This is a genomic window from Geomicrobium sp. JCM 19037 (assembly GCF_000698105.1).
Lineage (GTDB): Bacteria > Bacillota > Bacilli > Bacillales > Marinococcaceae > Geomicrobium_A.
On the sequence record NZ_BAWZ01000002.1, the window covers coordinates 117668 to 134803 of the forward strand.

Below are 17136 nucleotides of genomic sequence, written 5' to 3' on the forward strand. Positions count from 1 at the left end.
AAGCAGCGTAGAAGCAAAGTGCCCGTCGTACTCATCTGTACGCTTGGCTCTTGGTCGTATCTACGCTGCTATCTCTTGCCTTTGGCTCCCGCGCGGTAACATGGGAAGAGTTGATGAGTGGCTTGTCTCTGTCTGAAGCAGACTCCTATGCAGCAAGCGTTGTCCAAGAAAGAATACCGAGAACGGTCTTTAGCTTATGTTGCGGGGCGGCGCTCGGCATATCGGGCGCACTTATGCAAGCCGTAACGAGGAATCCGCTAGCCGATCCTAGCATCCTTGGTGTGAATACAGGAGCGGCATTGTTTGTCGTTTTTGGCATGGCGTTTCTCGGCATTAACTCTCAATCTCAATACATATGGTTAGCCCTCGTTGGCGCGATGCTAACCGCATTGTTCGTATATGGCATAGGCTCACTTGGTAGGGCAGGAGCAACACCTCTCAAGCTCGTGCTTGCTGGGGCGGCGACGAGTGCGGCGCTGTCATCCATCGTAAGCGCAATTATATTGCCAAGAACGAATGTGATGGACCAGTTTCGTTTTTGGCAAGTGGGCAGTGTCGGGTCAGGTAGTTGGCAATCGATCATGATTTTCTTGCCGTTTTTGATTGTCGGCATTGTAATTGCAATCATGTCGGCGTCTTCTTTGAATGCACTCGCTTTAGGAGATGAGGTCGCCAGTGGACAAGGTGTGCGAATTGGCGTCCTTCGTCTGATTGCCGCATTTGCCGGTGTGATCCTTTGCGGGGCAGCGACAGCGCTCGCTGGACCGATTGGGTTCATCGGCTTATTGTCCACGCATCTCGTGCGTCTCTTGCTTGGTCCTGATTTACGCTTAATCATTCCTTTTTCTGCAATGACAGGTGCAATCATTTTGACGGTTTCTGATGTGAGTGGTCGTCTGCTCGGCAGTCCAGGGGAACTAGAGGTAGGGGTTGTCACCGCGTTTGTCGGTGCACCGATTCTCATCATGCTTGCGGTTCGGATGAAGGTGCGTTCATTATGATGAATTCGACAATTGGCCGTATACGAAATGAGAGAAGAAGAAGATTTACTCGAAGAGCAGTCGTGACAAGTGCGCTGTTTCTTCTCGTACTCATGTTATGCACGGCGATGCTCATGCTCGGTAACACTATCTACCCGGTTCAAGATGTCGTAAGGGTGTTGCTCGGGGAAGAAATTGCAGGGATGATGTTTGCGATTGAAACGATTCGCTTGCCGAGAATGCTTGCCGGATTACTTGCAGGAATCGCCTTTGGTATTGCAGGCAACACATTTCAGACGATGCTTCGCAACCCCCTTGCGAATCCTGATATTTTGGGAATTACTGCCGGGTCTACCGTCGCCGCTCTTGTGTGCATCCTCCTATTGCAAACGAGCCGAGCAACCGTATCGGTTTCAGCAATTATCGCTGGTTTAGTGACGGTTGTCGTAATCTATTTCTTATCGAGAGGAAACGGGTTTTCCATCGGAAGACTTGTGCTCGTAGGCATCGGTATCCAGGCAATATTAAGTGCTACCATCTTGTATTTGCTCATGATCGGTGCGCAGGAAGACTTGCCAAACGCAATGCGTTGGATGAGTGGCAGCTTAAATGGTGTGCAGATGCATCAGCTCGTGCCGCTAGCGATTTCGATGATCGTCTGTATTCCGTTGCTCGTGTTTACCGGCCGTCACCTGTTAATGCTAGAACTCGGTGAAAGCGCAGCTCTCTCCCTCGGTGTACAAACCGATCGTACGAGAATTGTATTAATCGTGGCCTCTGTCATTATGCTCGCACTCGCTACAGCTGTGACCGGTCCAATCGCTTTTGTCGCTTTCTTGTCAGGACCGATTGCAAAAAGACTAACGGGTGAAGGTTCGCCGAGCATCATCGGTTCGGGTCTCGTCGGGGCAACCCTCGTTCTCGGTGCGGATCTTTTAGGGCAATTTGCCTTTGATGTACGTTACCCTGTTGGCGTCATTACCGGGATGATGGGTGCACCGTTTCTGCTTTATCTATTGATTCGCATGAATCGGAGGGGAAATCTGTAATGAAGACGAAAGATCGGCTTCACGTTGAAGGGCTTGAAGCGGCTTACGAAAATAAAACCATCCTTAAAGACATCCAACTGAAAGTGCCTGACGGGCGGATTAATGTCATTATTGGCGCGAATGCTTGTGGGAAGTCAACCTTGCTAAAAGCGATGAGTAGGTTACTAAAGCCAGTCGGAGGGGTGACGACGCTGGATGGCAAAGCGATTCATACGATTCCTCCAAAGAAGCTCGCTAGAACGCTTGGCCTGCTTCCGCAATCACCCATCGTACCTGAAGGAATTACAGTTGCGGATCTGGTAGGACGTGGACGCTTTCCCCACCAATCATTCATGAGGAGTCGAACGAAAGCAGATGATCACGCTGTCGCAGAGGCGATGGAAATGATGAACATCGCTGATTTGGCTGAACGAAACATTGACGAATTGTCTGGCGGGCAGCGGCAACGGGTATGGATTGCGATGGCACTTACGCAAGAAACCGACATTTTGTTTCTGGATGAGCCAACGACGTTTCTTGATATTACGTATCAAGTGGAAATTCTCGATATGCTCACCGACTTAAACCGTAAACAAGGAACGACAATTCTTATGGTTCTTCATGACATCAATTTGTCCGCGCGTTACGCAGATTACATGTTCGCCTTGAAACAAGGCGAGCTCGTCACCGAAGGGACGCCGCAAGACGTCATTACGAGTGAACAAATCAAGAACATTTTTGATTTAGACTGTGAAGTGATTCAAGATCCGGTGTCAAAGTCACCGTTAATAATACCGAAAGGTAGGCATCACATCCGATGAACGGCGCGATGAATTTCGGTCGCGCCCTTCTTGTTTCTCAGACCAAGTTCGATTAAGATGAAATGTAAGCGCATAACATACGCTAAAAACGGGTAAAGAGTCACAAGACAAAAGCCCTTCCTATTTATATGAATGTGCGATATAATATATTAAACACATTATAATACTCGGAATTGAAAGCGGGTGATGATCAGATGGAGTTAATTTCAAGAGCGACGATTGAAGACGCATGTGAGATCTTGAATTTACAGAAGCTTGCGTACGTATCCGAAGCGGAGATCTATAATGACTACACAATCATGCCCTTGCAAGAAGATTTAGAATCAGCCAAAGCTTCATTTCAAAAAAACATCGTTCTCAAATACGTTGAAGACCGCATGATTATCGGCTCAGTCCGGGGTTATGAAGAGAATGGCATTTGCTATATTAATAAGCTAATGGTTCACCCCGCCTGCCGAAACCGAGGCATCGGACAAATTCTCATGACAGAGATTGAGAGTCACTTCACCGACGTGACGTTCCGTCTGTTTACAGGTGCTCAGTCAGAGAAGAACATCGCTGTGTACGAGAAACTCGGGTACACCATTTACAAAACAGGCAAATTAGATGTTGAAGATACACAATTTGTGTTTATGGAAAAAAGAGCGGAGCACCGCCACGCTCAGTAAAGGTCATGCCAAACGGCATGGCTTTTTTGTGGACTGGAATTCATTTACAAAAAGTAGTTTTTTATGTAAAATTAATCTGAAAGTTAGTATTATTTAGTATAAAAGATACAATAAGGAGTGTGCTTGCATCGATGCCAACTTCAAACATGAAGATGAACGAGACAATAATTCAGTTAACAGAAACAGAAAGGCGCGGGATGGAACAGCTCATTGATCAACTCCCGCCAATCGATGTCCACCGTATTCCGGCCGACCATCTACGACACGTAATAAAAGTAGCAAACGATCAATTCCCTGCTTCTATTCGCGAGCGAATTCAACAATTCCAGAGAAATCCGAATCGAAAAGGGTTTATTAAGCTAACGAATGTCCCTGTGGACTCGAGTTTACCGCCCACACCAAAAGATGCCAAACCAGCAACAGATAAGCATACATACCGAAGCGAATACACATTGCTCATGACGCTCATGCTGCTCGGAGATCCGATTATTTATACAGAAGAAAAAGACGGCATTCTCATCAACAACATCTGTCCAATTGAAACCGATGGCGACACGACGGAACACACAGGCTCTAAAAAGTTCTTTGATTTTCATACAGAGAATGCCTACCATCCGTTTCGTCCGGATTATTTAGGATTAGTCGGGTTGCGTAGCGATCATGACGGGTTGGCAGAAACACCGGTAGCTTCAATAATAGAAGCGATTCAGCATGTTCCAGAAACGGCAATCGCTATTTTAGAAGCGCCGTTATTTCGCATTCAGCCAACAAAGATGTTTGAGCAGCAACACATAAAAGCCCGCACACTCCCTGTTTTACGCGGGAGTCGAGAGGAGCCCGCCATGACGATCCATTTTTCATTAATGAAAGGGGTGAGTGAAGATGCGGAGTGGGCGCTCGAATGCTTGAAAAATGCGCTCAAGAAAGTGGTTGTGTCTCAAGTCATTCAACCAGGGGAGCTTGTGATTATGGATAACCGTGTCACGTTCATGGACGGTCCACATTTCATCCGCGGTTTGATGGGAAAGACCGTTGGCTACAACGGATGTTTGTTATTGAGAACATCAAACCGATTCAACATCTACTCGTCGATTTTACATATACGTGCGCGCCATTAGGGGACTGGATTGAGCCGCGCTAAGATCGATATTAAAAAAGGACTCGGCAAAGGTCTTCATTCTACGTGGAAACTCGGAAGGATTATTTTTCCGATTACGACGCTCATCGTCATTTTGCGGCATACACCCGTCATCGACCAGCTGTCGCAACTGTTAGCCCCGTTTACGAGGTTGTTTGGCCTGCCAGGTGAAGCGGCCATTGCCTTTGTGCTCGGCAACTTGCAGTTGTACGCAGGCATCGGTTCCATTTTAGCGATGGACTTGACGATGAAAGAAGTGTTCATCCTCGCAGTGATGCTTAGTTTCTCCCACAACCTCATATTAGAATCGGCGTTTCTAAAAGAGATTCGAGTGAGCATCTGGCTTGTCGTGACAGTTCGTCTCGGCATGGCGATGCTCTTTGGCATGCTTGTGAATCTTCTGTATCCAGACGGGGGAGAAGAGGCAGCTTACACGGTTGTAGAGCCTGCGATGAATCAAGATGCTTGGGGAAGCATTGTTTTAGAAGCGGTTGGAGCGGGTCTAGGCGCCGTGTTGCAATTGGCGATGATTGTCATCCCGCTTATGGTCGTCATTCAAGCTATCTATGATCTATCGTTGCTCGATTTCTTTACGAGATGGATGAAGCCTCTTCTTCAACCGTTAGGCATTTCACAAAGAGGTGCGATCGTCATAGGAAGTGGCATGATCTTTGGGTTGATCTACGGGGCAAGTGTGATCATTCAGGAAGCAAAGGAACAGAATTTCAGCAAACGAGAGCTCACTTTACTTATATTGTATCTTGCAATTTGTCATGCGTCATTGAAGATACGATAATCTTTTTGCCACTCGGGGTAAACGTACTATGGTTGCTACTGTTTCGGTTTGTCGGTGCAGTTGTATTGCTGCTCGTTGTCGCCTGGTTGTGGAAGAGGCCGATGAAGAAAAGCTTAAATACGGAGCAACAAACGGTATCATGAAACGAAGAAACCTACTTCCCCTTTGCGCTATACATTGCTAAACTATAACAATAGAATACTTTGAAAGGTTCCACGATTTATGACAGCTTCCCCTACAGGCAGAGAGCGATTTGCTCTCGCCATGATGCTTAGCATGTTGACCGTGCTCGGGCCGCTCAACATTGATATGTACTTACCTGCATTTCCCGAGATTGCAAGTGATTTGTCAACCTCACAATCACTCGTGCAAGCTAGTTTAACCGCTTGTTTATTAGGTCTTGCCGCAGGACAACTCGTCATTGGACCGATTAGTGATGCGAGAGGGCGCCGCGGCCCGCTCATGATTTCAGTTTCACTATTCGTGCTCGCTTCAGTTGTTTGTGCGCTTGCACCAAACATTACAACGCTCATTATCGGCAGGTTCTTGCAAGGGTTTACCGCAGCTGCAGGACTCGTCGTTTCCCGTGCCGTCGTCCGGGATGTGTTTGATGGAAAAGAGTTAACGAAATTTTTTGCACTGTTAATGGTCATTAATGCCGTTGCGCCAATCGTTGCCCCGCTTGCTGGTGGTGCTATTCTGATCATTCCTGGCATGGAATGGGATGGGATATTCTATACACTTGCCGCGATGGGTCTACTCGTCGTGCTCATCGTGTTCTTCCGCTTAAAAGAGACGTTGCCTGCGGAGCGTCGGTCTCCAGGATCGTTAAAGCATACGCTCGCCACGTTTTATGACTTAATGCGGACGCGAACGTTTATGGGGTTTGCCCTCGCCCTTGGTTTTGCTCACGGAGGCAGTTTTGCGTATGTGGCAGGCACGCCATTCGTTTACCAAAGCATTTATGAAGTGAGTCCGCAAATGTTTAGTGTACTCTTTGGCATTAACGGCCTCGCAATGGTGATTGGTTCTCATGTGATCGGGCGCTATAGCGGCGTTGTGCGCGAACGGACGTTGCTTTATACGGCGCTTATCATTGGCGTTGCTGCTACGAGTGTACTGCTCGTCATGACGATCATTGAAGGGCCGCTGTTTATGATTGTCGTACCGATCTTTATTTACATGACCGGCATGGGGATGATTTTAACGAGCTCATTCACACTTGCCATTGAAAAAGAAGGGCACCGGCAGGCAGTGCGAGTGCGCTGCTTGGCGTATTTCCACTCCTCATTGGTGCCGCGGTTGCCCCGCTTGTTGGATGAGTGAAACGTCTGCCATCCCGATGGGCTTTATACTGTTTGCCACATCCGCATTGGCATTTTTATCATACGTAGTACTCATTCAAAGGAGCGATCAACGATGATTCGTAAAATGGAACATGTAGCAATAATCGTCAACGATATGGACACGTCAATCGGCTATTATGAAGACCTTTTTGGTTTTGTGCTTCGTCTTCGAGGGTCGAACGACATTCGAGAAATGGCATTCCTTTACTTGCCGGACACACCTGATGTAGAGATAGAACTCATTCGTGACTTAAACCCGACTGAGACGTATGCCGAGATTAGTGTCGTCAATCACTTAGCATTCACCGTCGACAACATCGAAGAAACGATCACAGCCTTTCAAGATAAAGGCATCGCTTTCTTGAGTGAACAAACGAAACCGACGTTAGATGGTGGGAAAATGATTTTGTTTAAAGGACCGAGTGGTGAAATGTTACAGCTTGTCGAACGTGGGAAGTAGGAGTTGAAAGGGTGAGGTGCCGATGACGACGTACACAAAAGGAAAACGACGATTGCTCGTCGGCATCTTATTATCCGCATCATTTATTTCCGTACTTAATCAATTTTTACTCATCACCGCTTTTCCGCAAATCATGAGTGACTTTGAGATTAACGCAACCGAAGTGCAATGGCTAACGACCGTGTTTATGCTCGCCATTGCGATTCTCGTGCCAATTACCGCGTACCTCATTGACCGTTTCACTTCACGAGCGCTGCTTCTGGCAGCGGTCTTTAGTTTTTTCATCGGCACACTCGTTGCCGCGCTCGCGCCAAACTTTGGTACGCTTCTCGTCGGAAGGATTCTTCAAGGCGCCGGTTCAGGCATGATGATGCCGCTAATGCAAACCGTGCTATTGCTCGTGTACCCCCGAGAACAACGAGGGTTTGCGATGGGTCTTGTAGGTCTTGTCATCAACGTGGCACCTGCGATCGGTCCGGTCATCTCCGGTCTCTTAGTCGACAGCTTTAGTTGGCGCGCGGTGTTTTACGTGACGCTTCCGGCGGTCTTATTATTAATGGGTTTCATCTATCGATACATGGAGAACGTTACCGAACAGCGCCCAGCGAAAATCGATGTGCTATCCGTGCTCCTTTCCAGCGTCGCGTTTGGCGGGATTTTGTACGGGTTTAACAGTACAGGGTCAAGTACGACCGCCATGCTCATGATCGGCATCGGTAGTGTCGCACTTCTCCTCTTTATTTTCAGACAGTTACGTTTGGAAAAGCCGATGTTGGAGTTGCGCACGTTCAAACGTCCGTTGTTTGCACTTGTCATCGTCATTACGGCCCTGTCATTTAGTTTGCTTATTGCCGTCGAGACGATTTTGCCGATGTTTGTGCAAAATGTACAGTTGTACTCGGCGTTTGACTCTGGCCTCATTATCTTTCCAGGGGCGATGACGCTCGCGGTGATGAGCTCGTGGCCGGCAAATGGTTTGATCGGTACGGCGGTTTATGGCTCGCGCTCATCGGCTTTATTTTGCTCAGCTCAACGACGCTCACGTATTACGTCGTGTTGTCAACCGACACGGGAATCCCAATCACCGCCGTGCTTTTCATGTTCTTTATGGCAGGCATTGCGATGATTAACATGCCGCTCACGACCGCGGCCCTCAACGCGTTGCCGAATGAACTCATCTCTCACGGGACGGCGATCACGAACACTGCCCGGCAATTCGGCGGTTCGATTGGCTCGTGTTTATCATTTCGTTCATTACGAAAGCCGCACCAGAAGCCGGTGGCGAGAACCCGTTAACGTTTTTAGAAGGTGTGCAGTCGGCGTTTTTCGCATCGTTTCTGTTTGCTGCTGTAGGTCTCGTGCTTACGCTCGGCTTGTTTAGAATCAAAGAAAGAAAAGGGGGGACTGCATGATGAATATTGCACTCGTCGGAGTTGGTGCCGTTGGCGCCGTGTATGCACGTCTTTTGCACGACAATCCCGATGTTCAGTTGTATTGCGTGATGGATGCTGTGCGCAAAACCCGAGCAGAAGAAGAAGGCATCTATGTAAACGGCGAGCGCGTGCCGCTCACGTTTGCGACACCAAAAGAGGTGGACGTGCCTATCGATGTGATTATATTCACAGTGAAGAACCCGCAAATGCAGGCGGCAGTGACGTTCGTTGAGCCACTTGTAGGTGAGGACACCGCGTTATTATCGCTACTCAATGGAATTGATAGCGAAGCGGTCATTGCCGCCCAATACGAAGAGTCCCGCGTGTTGTACGGTCTCACCAACGGGATCGATGCGTTGAAAAAGGAGAACAAAATATCGTACACCTATCCGGGCATCCTTTATTTCGGTGAGCGTGATAATCGTGCACTGAGCACCCGTGTCGAGCGACTGGCACACGTCTTTTCCGAGTCAAACATCCCGCATGCTGTCCCTGAAAATATGGAATATCAGTTGTGGCATAAGTTTATGGTAAATGCGGGAGTGAACCCGGTCACGGCGATTATGGGAGCATCGCACGGGGCACTTCGTGATTCGATGGACTTGTTGCACGTCACAAAAAGCGCCATGCGAGAAATCGTCCTCGTCGCGCAAGCAGCGGGCATTCCCCTAGCGGTGGAAGAAATTGATACGTTCTTCACGGATGTGTGGACGCAAGTCGGCGCCGACGGGAAGACATCTATGCTCCAAGATATCGAAGCCGGGCGCACGACCGAAAATGAGTACTTCGGAAAGCGCGCCGCCGAGCTCGGCAAGAAATACAACGTTGCTACGCCGGTAAATGACATGCTCTATCATTTAGTGAGGGCGATGGAACACCCGACCGACTAAACATGAGGCCATTGAAAAAGGGGAATTGTAAACGTTAAATTGATTGGATCAGATGATGCGTGTTAACGAGTGGTGTAGACGGAGAGACGCTTTTTCAGTAGCTCACGCTTATACTTAGATACTCCCATGAATATCACTCTGCTATGGTAGGATTTTCACCCTGCGCCCTAGTCGGTGCCCAGTCTTCAGTAATGGGGAGGCGCTGAAAAATAGAAATTGAAGAACGCATAACGGTGTGTCGTTTGTTATCGATAGAAAATCCCACGTAGACTCTGTCTTTGATGGGATTTTCTTAAATAGAGGAACCCTTTTTAGCGTGAATCCCCACGTAGAAAGGCTATATCCCCACATATCACGGTTCTATGTGGGATAATTTACGATTGCAACGCTCCATCTGTTGAAATCCCCACACGGATTTCAACAGATGGATTGTGTTAACGAGTAAGTTTATGAGTAATTCACTATTTTTCCAGCGCCCTCCGGAACATAATAACGTCGGCTCTCCTTTTCGTTCCGGAGAGCCCCTCTAGCCGGAACAAAATTCCGGGGGTACTCTGTTTTGTTCCGGAGAGTCCTCTGAAAATTCTTTTTCCAGCGCCCTAACTAAACATCGATCGGTTTATTTTCGGTTTTGTGCGAGAGAGTAATCTGTTCTCAAGTTGAATGAATCTGTACCCTAGTTTCAGTGAAAACGAGAATTTAAACGGTATTTTAGCGAACTAGGTAACAGTTACACCTTAACTCGGGGACAGATTGGACCCCGTATGGGCCGAAGCTAAACCCCCTGCCGCATGACGGCAGGGGGTTTAGTCGCGCTTCTCTGAATCGAGTCGAGAGAGGATTTCTACGTTTTGATCGATGATGTCCGTATTTTGTTTTTGGACAATGTGAGTGTTCTGTGCGATGAGCTTTTTGTTTTGTCCGATTACAACGGCCAATTGACAGACGATCACGATTAACAAGAGTAGTGCTAGCATGTTCTTCACCTATCTGTACGAATGATTTCCGTCCACTAGTGTAACATGCAAGCGGTCTCTATGGTTTCACTTCTATCCGCTTTGTCATCTTTTTAAGGATAAAGATGACGATAGCTATGGCAATGATGCAATAGATCGCTGTGGCCAGTAGGGTACTCATCAGATGATCTCCGACAATTCCAATGTAGACAGCAATGATGATGTTAATCGAGCCGAACAGCCAATGTCGATAAAAGCCAGCGCTAATGAACCAGCCGAGGAAGAAGAACAGGTTGAGCAAGAGAAGCAGGCGGAGCCACGCCAAGTTTCCGTAGTCCGCAGCCACCCCTCCGTCAATGATACGTACGGATAAGTTTTCCTCGAGATTGAACCAAGAAATGAAGCCATTAGACAACAGGGAGAATAACAAAACGACGGCTGTCATCAAAACCGCTACACTCATTCCAGTGAGCATCTTGCCATAGAAGTAATCACGACGGGTAATGCCGTTGGAGACGTATTGAGTGACGTAGCCGCCCATGGATAGGGTACCGAGAACGAGCATGAAAATTGTCGCAGATGATAATCCGCCTTCCATAAACGTCCATGTCATTTCGTCGTTTAATGCAATCATGAACGTGTTAGAATGATGAACAAGAACATCAATATCCCGACAAACCACGCACTCCACGTCACATAATCACGAAGACTGTTTCGGTATACGAGACCGAGCTTGCTATGATTACTCATGATGGTCCACCTCCGTTAAATGAATAAACAGTTCCTGCAACGATAACGTGCCGATCTCCAGGCCGTGCGAGCGCGCTAGCCGTTCATCCTTTTCTGCGAGCTCCCCATAAACCATCACACTTTTCGTGCCACCGAGTGATTCGGTTTTGAGGACGCGTTTGTTTTCAGATAGCTGATCAACCGCCTCAGCATCACCTGTCAACCGGTAGCCACGCTCCAATACTTCTTCCTTTCCTTCGTGGAGGAGCAGTTCGCCTTCATGAATGATGGCCACTTCTTCAAACAACCCATCCATTTCAGAAATCAGGTGGGTGCTTAAGATGATGAGACGCGGGTGCTCAACGAAGTCTCGGAGCACTTCTTCGTAAAAGATCTCTCTGGCCGGTGCGTCCATCCCTAAATAGGCTTCGTCGAAGAGCGTTACAGGTGCGCGGCTCGCCAGGCCGATAATGACGTGCAAGGCGGATTGCATCCCCCGTGACAACTTAGAGACCTTTGAATCTTGGGGCAGCTTGAACCGCTTCGCGAGTTCATCGGCGTACGCCCGGTCAAAGTTCGGGCGCAACTGTTGAGCGGTATCAATCCAGCGGCTCACTTTCTCGGTTTCATACTCGACATTCCGCTCGCGGACGAAAATGATTTGTTCCATTGCTTTCGGGTTTTCAAACACATCTTCCCCATTTAAAAGAAACTGACCGTTTGTTGCTGGGCGGAAAGCGGCAAGAATGGATAAAAGGCTCGTTTTTCCTGCGCCGTTTCGACCAAGCAAGCCGACGATCTTATTACCTTCTAACGTAAAGTTAATATTTTGCACAATCTGCTTATTTTTCTTTCGAAGCGAAATGGCTTCGGCTTTTACTTGAATGGTCATTTTGCGTCTCCTCTCTTTTTCATGCTGTCGATCATCTGCTGCACGTCATCAACAGAAAGGCCAAGGCGGTTGGCTTCCTGTAGCATGCGTGCCACGTAGTCTTCTTGAAATACTTGTTTTCGTTCATTGAGCAGTGTTGCTTTTGCTCCTTTTGCAACGAACATACCGACCCCTCGCTTTTTGTATAAGATTCCCGCGTCTACAAGCTCGTTTAATCCTTTTAGAACCGTAGCCGGGTTAATTTTGTAGTAGGCAACCAATTGATTTGTAGAAGGGGCTTGCGATTCTTCTAGCAAGCGACCATCAACGATTTCATCTTCAATCATTTCTCGGATCTGTTGGAAGATCGGACGTTTGTCATCCAATGTTGGGCGCAAATGAAGTTCACCACCTTTATGGTTAAACGGTTAGTTGGTTATGTAACTAACCATATAGCAGGCCGATCATATTGTCAACAGCTGATCTTCAATTTTGTCGCGACAGAAACGACAGAATTGCGTTTTCCTTTTGTTGTAGCAACGGTTTTGGCGTCTTACACTAAACGTAACAAAAAAAGATTAAGGGGGTATTTTATATGGCTGAAAAGAAGAGTGTACGCGCGCGAATTCAGCGTTTTGGTAGTAACCTAAGCAGCATGATCATGCCGAACATCGGCGCATTCATTGCGTGGGGGATTATTACTGCCATTGCGATGAGCTTACCTGAAACATCGGATATTCACCTGTTTTTGGAAGCTTTTGTTGACCCGATGGTCATCTACTTATTGCCACTGCTCATTGCATTTGCCGGTGGTCGGATGTTGCATGATTTTCGTGGAGGTGTCGTTGGCGCCACCGCAGCGATGGGTGTCATTGTCGCTGCAGACATACCGATGTTTATCGGTGCAATGATTATGGGACCTCTCGGTGGTTATGCGATTAAGAAATTTGACCAATGGATGGATGGGAAAATCCCGTCAGGTTTTGAGATGCTCATTAACAACTTCTCTGCCGGAATTATCGGTGCGGTCTTTGCAATTCTTGGTTCTCTAGCGATTAGCCCTCTCGTCGTAGGGTTTACCGCAGCGCTTGGTGCCGGTGTTGACGCGATGATTGGAATTGGTGCGTTGCCACTCGTTTCAATCTTCATTGAGCCCGCTAAAATCCTCTTTTTGAATAACGCGATTAACCACGGCATCATTACGCCAATCGCCTCTAGTCAAATTTCAGAGTTCGGCGAATCAATGCTCCTCATGCTCGAAGCGAACCCAGGGCCGGGTATTGGCATTCTCCTTGCGTTCATGATCTTCGGTAAAGGCGCGGCCCGGGCATCTTCTTACGGTGCAGGGATTATTCACTTCTTCGGGGGGATTCACGAAATTTACTTCCCGTACGTGTTGATGAAGCCACAACTCATCATTGCCCTAATTGCAGGGGGATGAGCGGTGTGTTTATCGTCCAGTTGCTTGAAGTCGGACTTACAGGTGTACCCGCACCGGGAAGCATCTTTATGATCCTCGGGTTTGCTGCAAGTGGCAGCACATTAGGCGCATTGCTTGCTGTACTCGTCGCCGCCGGTGTCACATTCGCGATTGCTGCACCGATTCTTAAGTTCGACCGAAAAGGTGAAGAAGAGAACCTTGACGAGGCGAAAGAAAAAATGGCTGCGATGAAGGGAAATGCGAAGGCATCGTCTGATGGAACGAGCAAAAGTTATGCGGATGTTTCAACGATTATCTTTGCTTGCGACGCAGGTATGGGGTCGAGTGCGATGGGTGCATCGGTCATGAAAGATCGTGTGAAAAAGGCAGGCATCGAAGGGTGGATGTGACGAATACGTCGATTAGCAACATTCCGACCGAAGCAGATCTTGTGATCACGCACAAAGATTTAACGACTCGTGCGAAGGAGCAACATCCAGATGCGATTCACGTATCGGTCGATAACTTTATGAACAGCCCACGTTATCAAGAAGTTATTGATGGCTTGCAAACGGGTAAAACTAATGACGAACAACACGTTACCGCAAAGATCGAAAAAGTTATTTTTGCTTGTGACGCGGGGATGGGCTCGAGTGCGATGGGTGCATCAATGCTCAAAGACAAGTTCAAAAAGGCAGGAATTGAAGGCGTTGACGTCTCGAATACGGCGGTGAGTGCGATTCCTGATGATGTGGACCTTGTGATCACGCATAAAGATTTGACTGCTCGGGCGAAAGAGAAGCAGCCGGACGCTGAGCACATTTCCGTTGATAATTTCTTAAATAGCCCAAAATACAATGACCTTGTGGAGCGTTTGAAAAACCAATCCTAGTATTCGGAGGTGATCTTCATGCACATGACGGCACGAGAACGTATTCTGCTCACGACACTTGTGACTGCAGGAGAACCGGTCGGTTTGTCACGATTGGCTGAAGATGCCTCGGTTAGCCTTCGAACGATTCAGAGGGATTTGAAGGCGTTGGAGCGGACCGTCCAACCTTTTGGCTTGACGTTGATTCGCAATCGGAACCGCACGGTTTTCTTACAAGGAGATTTGGAAGCTTTACGCACTTACCTTGAGTCGGTGTCTTCGGCGGAATTTACATCACAAGAGCGGCAAGGGGTGTTGCTCGTTCAGTTGCTTGCCGCAGGGGAACCGGTGAAGTTGTTCACGCTATCGCACCATCTTGGGGTGACGGCGTCGACAGTGAGCAGTGACTTGGATAAAACTGCGGAATGGTTGAACGGGTACGGATTGTCGCTCATTCGTCGTCGTGGATATGGCATTGAGGTTGAAGGGTCGGAAACGAACAAGCGGCGGGCGCTGAGTGGCATTTTATCGAGCCGCTTGACGGAAGAGACGCTGTTTGCGGCGGTTCACGATGAACAAATGGAAGAAAAGGTGACGGAACGACTGCTTCATGTGGTCGATATTGGCCGGGTAAAGCGAGTGCTAGGGGCGGTAAGAAGTGTCAAAGCTGAACACTTCCCGCATATGGTTGACCAGTCACTCATTGCCCTCGTCGTCCATACGACGCTTGCAATCGAACGGCTCGGCATGGGAGAAGCGATTCAAATGGATACCGACCAATTGGAAGCGCTCGAGCAAACCGACGAGTACGTCCATGCATATGAGCTCGGTTTAGCTCTCCAAGATGAGTTTGATATATCCCTTCCTCGAGAAGAGTTTGGCTACCTCGTCATGCATTTACGAGGAGCAAGGGTAGGGGGCATGCCGGATCAACCGTTTGAGGAGTCGAACGGTGAGCTTATTTCCCGGATTAAACGGCTCATCTCCGGAGTGGAAGATGCGCTTGGCGTGCAGTTCCATGAACATGTCCTCCTGCAAGATTTGTTGGCGCACTTGAAGCTGCACTGTATCGGATCCGCCAACATATGAAGATTACGAATCCGTTGCTCGAACGACTTCGAGGGGATTATACCGATTTATTTCAGGCGGTTGATCAGGAAGCGAACCGTGTATTTGCCCCTCTTCGCATTCCAGATGAGGAAATTGGGTTTCTTGTGTTGCATTTTGGCTCGGTATTAGAGCGTAGAAAACGGTGGCAAGAGTTGTCAGCGCTCGTCATATGTCCGAGTGGCATCGGGTCGGCGAAGATGCTCGCTAGCCGTTTGCAACAGGAGTTCCCGGAAATCACAAAGATCGAAAATGCTTCGATGTTTGATTTGAACGAAGGGACGGGAAAGGTGTATGACTTGATCATTTCCACTGTCAATATGGAAATGAATAATGAGCAAGTGTTTCATGTAAGTCCTGTGCTTACAGAAAATGAAGTGCAAACCATTCGTCACTACATTGACGATACGTTGTTAACGGTCGGTCGTGATGTGCGCAAACCGCAACCAAAGGGGAATGTTCCATTCGCCCGGTATGCAGATTTGGCGACAGCGATGTTTCATGTGACCGGGTCGTTTACAATTTTTCAGGCAATAGACGTAGAGACGGGGCTTCGGCAAAGCGCGGAACAATTGGAGCATGAAGGAAGTATCGCTAATGCCGTACGTTGGGTGGAAGCGCTCAATGCTCGAGAGTCGAAAGGCGGATTGGCGATCCCTGGCACGGGCCTTGCTCTCTACCATGCAAGAGACGAGACGGTGCTTCGTCCCTTCCTTCAAGCGTTTGACTTGGAACGGGAGGCGTCGCTACGATCGATGGGGGAGGAAGAAGAGCGGGTCAACCGTGTGTACATCATGGCCGCCCCGTTACACATGTCACAGTCCGACCTTCGGTTTATGAGTTTCTTGAGTACACTGTTCATCGACTCACCAGAACAAACCGAACACCTAAGAATCGGCTCACAATTCGAATTAAAAAAATGGCTAGAAGAGGCATGTCGAGAGTATTTAGCCGACGCCATTGCAAAAGGAGACGAATCACCATGATCTTAAAAAAAGAAAACATTCAACTAAACGCAACAGCTGCAACACGCGAAGAAGCGATCACTGGAGCAGGAGACGTTCTTGTACGTGAAGGTTATGTAACCGAAAGTTATATTGAGAAGATGCATGCCCGTGAGGAGATTACATCAACGTATATGGGGAATTTGCTTGCCATTCCTCACGGCACGGAAGATTCTCGCGATGAAGTCCAACAGTCTGGGCTTTCCGTATTGCTCTTGAATGACCCAATTGATTGGGACGGTAACACCGCGCAACTCGTGATTGGCATTGCCGGTAAGGACGGAGAACATTTGGATATTCTCTCTAAGATTGCCATTGCATGTTCTGAAGAAGAGAATGTACATCGATTGTTGCAATCCGAAACAGCCGAAGATGTACTCGAGTTCTTTTCGCAGGTGAATGAGTAAATGCAAGCCGTTCATTTTGGTGCAGGGAATATAGGAAGAGGGTTTATCGGAGCCGTACTCAGTGATGCAGGATATCAGGTGACGTTTGTTGATGTGAATGATGAAGTGATCTCTGCTTTAAAAGAGCGGGCAGGTACACCGTCCGAATTGCATCTGCCGTTGATGAATCTTTTGACGTTCAAGGTGTAACAGGCTGAATAGCCGTGATGAG

Annotated in this window: 20 protein-coding genes and 3 pseudogenes; 19 read left to right on the forward strand and 4 right to left on the reverse strand. The window is 48.1% G+C overall.

What is annotated here, in order from left to right; translation table 11 throughout:
* Positions 1-35 precede the first annotated feature (35 nt).
* The 12 genes and pseudogenes from JCM19037_RS01790 to JCM19037_RS01835 all read left to right on the forward strand — a co-directional run bounded on the left by JCM19037_RS01790 (position 36) and on the right by JCM19037_RS01835 (position 9560).
* Positions 36-1001, forward strand: coding sequence for an iron ABC transporter permease (locus tag JCM19037_RS01790; protein ID WP_042397222.1), 966 nt, complete (start codon positions 36-38; stop codon positions 999-1001).
* Positions 998-2029 carry an iron chelate uptake ABC transporter family permease subunit gene (locus tag JCM19037_RS01795; protein ID WP_042397224.1) on the forward strand — a complete coding sequence of 344 codons (1032 nt, stop codon included), beginning with the start codon at positions 998-1000 and terminating at the stop codon, positions 2027-2029. The genes JCM19037_RS01790 and JCM19037_RS01795 overlap by 4 nt, the downstream gene beginning before the upstream one ends.
* The gene (locus JCM19037_RS01800) at positions 2029-2829 is read left to right on the forward strand and encodes an ABC transporter ATP-binding protein (protein ID WP_042397227.1); all 801 of its coding nucleotides are present in this window, start codon (positions 2029-2031) and stop codon (positions 2827-2829) included. Before JCM19037_RS01795 ends, JCM19037_RS01800 begins: the two co-directional genes overlap by 1 nt.
* Before the next feature lie 194 nt (positions 2830-3023).
* Positions 3024-3497, forward strand: a complete 474-nt coding sequence (locus JCM19037_RS01805) for a GNAT family N-acetyltransferase (protein ID WP_042397228.1) — start codon at positions 3024-3026, stop codon at positions 3495-3497.
* A 131-nt stretch (positions 3498-3628) separates the two neighbouring features.
* On the forward strand, positions 3629-4615 hold the full coding sequence (locus JCM19037_RS01810) for a TauD/TfdA family dioxygenase (protein WP_042397231.1): 987 nt from the start codon (positions 3629-3631) through the stop codon (positions 4613-4615).
* 9 nt (positions 4616-4624) lie between these two features.
* The gene (locus tag JCM19037_RS01815; RefSeq protein WP_052363433.1) at positions 4625-5431 is read left to right on the forward strand and encodes a nucleoside recognition domain-containing protein; all 807 of its coding nucleotides are present in this window, start codon (positions 4625-4627) and stop codon (positions 5429-5431) included.
* Between the two features lie 5 nt (positions 5432-5436).
* The gene (locus JCM19037_RS26430) at positions 5437-5574 is read left to right on the forward strand and encodes a hypothetical protein (RefSeq protein WP_238544488.1); all 138 of its coding nucleotides are present in this window, start codon (positions 5437-5439) and stop codon (positions 5572-5574) included.
* Positions 5575-5653: 79 nt separating this feature from the next.
* A pseudogene (locus tag JCM19037_RS01820) lies at positions 5654-6854 on the forward strand (Bcr/CflA family efflux MFS transporter).
* A complete protein-coding gene (locus JCM19037_RS01825; RefSeq protein ID WP_042397235.1) occupies positions 6851-7237 on the forward strand; it encodes a VOC family protein in 387 nt (128 codons plus the stop codon). Before JCM19037_RS01820 ends, JCM19037_RS01825 begins: the two are co-directional and overlap by 4 nt.
* 22 nt (positions 7238-7259) lie before the next feature.
* Positions 7260-8533 (forward strand): annotated as a pseudogene (locus JCM19037_RS01830) (MDR family MFS transporter).
* Positions 8473-8649 (forward strand): hypothetical protein, encoded by a 177-nt coding sequence (locus JCM19037_RS25435; protein WP_193744628.1) that lies wholly within the window; start codon positions 8473-8475, stop codon positions 8647-8649. Before JCM19037_RS01830 ends, JCM19037_RS25435 begins: the two are co-directional and overlap by 61 nt.
* Positions 8646-9560: a ketopantoate reductase family protein gene (locus tag JCM19037_RS01835; protein WP_042397238.1), complete on the forward strand. Its 915-nt coding sequence runs from the start codon at positions 8646-8648 to the stop codon at positions 9558-9560. The genes JCM19037_RS25435 and JCM19037_RS01835 overlap by 4 nt, the downstream gene beginning before the upstream one ends.
* An 806-nt stretch (positions 9561-10366) precedes the next feature.
* On the opposite strand, the gene JCM19037_RS25440 is transcribed toward JCM19037_RS01835, so the two are convergent.
* Genes JCM19037_RS25440 through JCM19037_RS01850 form a run of 4 tightly spaced genes read right to left on the reverse strand, consistent with a single transcriptional unit; the run spans position 10367 to position 12514 of the window.
* A complete protein-coding gene (locus JCM19037_RS25440) occupies positions 10367-10537 on the reverse strand; it encodes a hypothetical protein (protein ID WP_193744629.1) in 171 nt (56 codons plus the stop codon).
* Positions 10538-10595: 58 nt separating this feature from the next.
* Positions 10596-11198, reverse strand: a complete 603-nt coding sequence (locus JCM19037_RS01840; RefSeq protein ID WP_042397240.1) for a hypothetical protein — start codon at positions 11196-11198, stop codon at positions 10596-10598.
* A 60-nt stretch (positions 11199-11258) separates the two neighbouring features.
* Positions 11259-12137, reverse strand: a complete 879-nt coding sequence (locus JCM19037_RS01845; protein ID WP_042397242.1) for an ABC transporter ATP-binding protein — start codon at positions 12135-12137, stop codon at positions 11259-11261.
* On the reverse strand, positions 12134-12514 hold the full coding sequence (locus JCM19037_RS01850; RefSeq protein ID WP_193744630.1) for a GntR family transcriptional regulator: 381 nt from the start codon (positions 12512-12514) through the stop codon (positions 12134-12136). The genes JCM19037_RS01845 and JCM19037_RS01850 overlap by 4 nt, the downstream gene beginning before the upstream one ends.
* 197 nt (positions 12515-12711) lie before the next feature.
* Between JCM19037_RS01850 and JCM19037_RS26435 the strand changes: the two genes are divergently transcribed.
* From JCM19037_RS26435 to JCM19037_RS28060, 7 genes and pseudogenes are all read left to right on the forward strand, one after another.
* Positions 12712-13557, forward strand: coding sequence for a PTS transporter subunit EIIC (locus JCM19037_RS26435; protein ID WP_238544489.1), 846 nt, complete (start codon positions 12712-12714; stop codon positions 13555-13557).
* Entirely contained in the window at positions 13554-13946 is a 393-nt protein-coding gene (locus tag JCM19037_RS26440; RefSeq protein ID WP_238544490.1) for a hypothetical protein, read from the forward strand. The genes JCM19037_RS26435 and JCM19037_RS26440 overlap by 4 nt, the downstream gene beginning before the upstream one ends.
* A pseudogene (locus JCM19037_RS26445) lies at positions 13887-14428 on the forward strand (PTS mannitol transporter subunit IICBA); the annotation flags it as partial. The gene JCM19037_RS26440 and the pseudogene JCM19037_RS26445, both read left to right, overlap by 60 nt.
* Before the next feature lie 18 nt (positions 14429-14446).
* Positions 14447-15496, forward strand: coding sequence for a PRD domain-containing protein (locus JCM19037_RS01860; protein WP_042397245.1), 1050 nt, complete (start codon positions 14447-14449; stop codon positions 15494-15496).
* Complete coding sequence (locus JCM19037_RS01865; RefSeq protein WP_042397247.1) at positions 15493-16500, forward strand: BglG family transcription antiterminator; 1008 nt, start codon at positions 15493-15495, stop codon at positions 16498-16500. Before JCM19037_RS01860 ends, JCM19037_RS01865 begins: the two co-directional genes overlap by 4 nt.
* Positions 16497-16925, forward strand: coding sequence for a PTS sugar transporter subunit IIA (locus JCM19037_RS01870; protein ID WP_042397249.1), 429 nt, complete (start codon positions 16497-16499; stop codon positions 16923-16925). The genes JCM19037_RS01865 and JCM19037_RS01870 overlap by 4 nt, the downstream gene beginning before the upstream one ends.
* A complete protein-coding gene (locus tag JCM19037_RS28060) occupies positions 16926-17114 on the forward strand; it encodes a hypothetical protein (protein WP_255357826.1) in 189 nt (62 codons plus the stop codon).
* The last annotated feature ends 22 nt before the right edge of the window (positions 17115-17136 follow it).

What these genes read in the sequence shown, in the direction of transcription:
- JCM19037_RS01795 (WP_042397224.1), top strand. Translation starts at nt 998, where the DNA reads ATGATGAATTCGACAATTGGCCGTATACGAAATGAGAGAAGAAGAAGA.
- JCM19037_RS01800 (WP_042397227.1), top strand. Translation starts at nt 2,029, where the DNA reads ATGAAGACGAAAGATCGGCTTCACGTTGAAGGGCTTGAAGCGGCTTAC.
- JCM19037_RS01805 (WP_042397228.1), top strand. Translation starts at nt 3,024, where the DNA reads ATGGAGTTAATTTCAAGAGCGACGATTGAAGACGCATGTGAGATCTTG.
- JCM19037_RS01810 (WP_042397231.1), top strand. Translation starts at nt 3,629, where the DNA reads ATGCCAACTTCAAACATGAAGATGAACGAGACAATAATTCAGTTAACA.
- JCM19037_RS01825 (WP_042397235.1), top strand. Translation starts at nt 6,851, where the DNA reads ATGATTCGTAAAATGGAACATGTAGCAATAATCGTCAACGATATGGAC.
- JCM19037_RS01835 (WP_042397238.1), top strand. Translation starts at nt 8,646, where the DNA reads ATGATGAATATTGCACTCGTCGGAGTTGGTGCCGTTGGCGCCGTGTAT.
- JCM19037_RS25440 (WP_193744629.1), bottom strand. Translation starts at nt 10,537, where the DNA reads ATGCTAGCACTACTCTTGTTAATCGTGATCGTCTGTCAATTGGCCGTT.
- JCM19037_RS01845 (WP_042397242.1), bottom strand. Translation starts at nt 12,137, where the DNA reads ATGACCATTCAAGTAAAAGCCGAAGCCATTTCGCTTCGAAAGAAAAAT.
- JCM19037_RS26435 (WP_238544489.1), top strand. Translation starts at nt 12,712, where the DNA reads ATGGCTGAAAAGAAGAGTGTACGCGCGCGAATTCAGCGTTTTGGTAGT.
- JCM19037_RS26440 (WP_238544490.1), top strand. Translation starts at nt 13,554, where the DNA reads ATGAGCGGTGTGTTTATCGTCCAGTTGCTTGAAGTCGGACTTACAGGT.
- JCM19037_RS01860 (WP_042397245.1), top strand. Translation starts at nt 14,447, where the DNA reads ATGCACATGACGGCACGAGAACGTATTCTGCTCACGACACTTGTGACT.
- JCM19037_RS01865 (WP_042397247.1), top strand. Translation starts at nt 15,493, where the DNA reads ATGAAGATTACGAATCCGTTGCTCGAACGACTTCGAGGGGATTATACC.
- JCM19037_RS01870 (WP_042397249.1), top strand. Translation starts at nt 16,497, where the DNA reads ATGATCTTAAAAAAAGAAAACATTCAACTAAACGCAACAGCTGCAACA.
- JCM19037_RS28060 (WP_255357826.1), top strand. Translation starts at nt 16,926, where the DNA reads ATGCAAGCCGTTCATTTTGGTGCAGGGAATATAGGAAGAGGGTTTATC.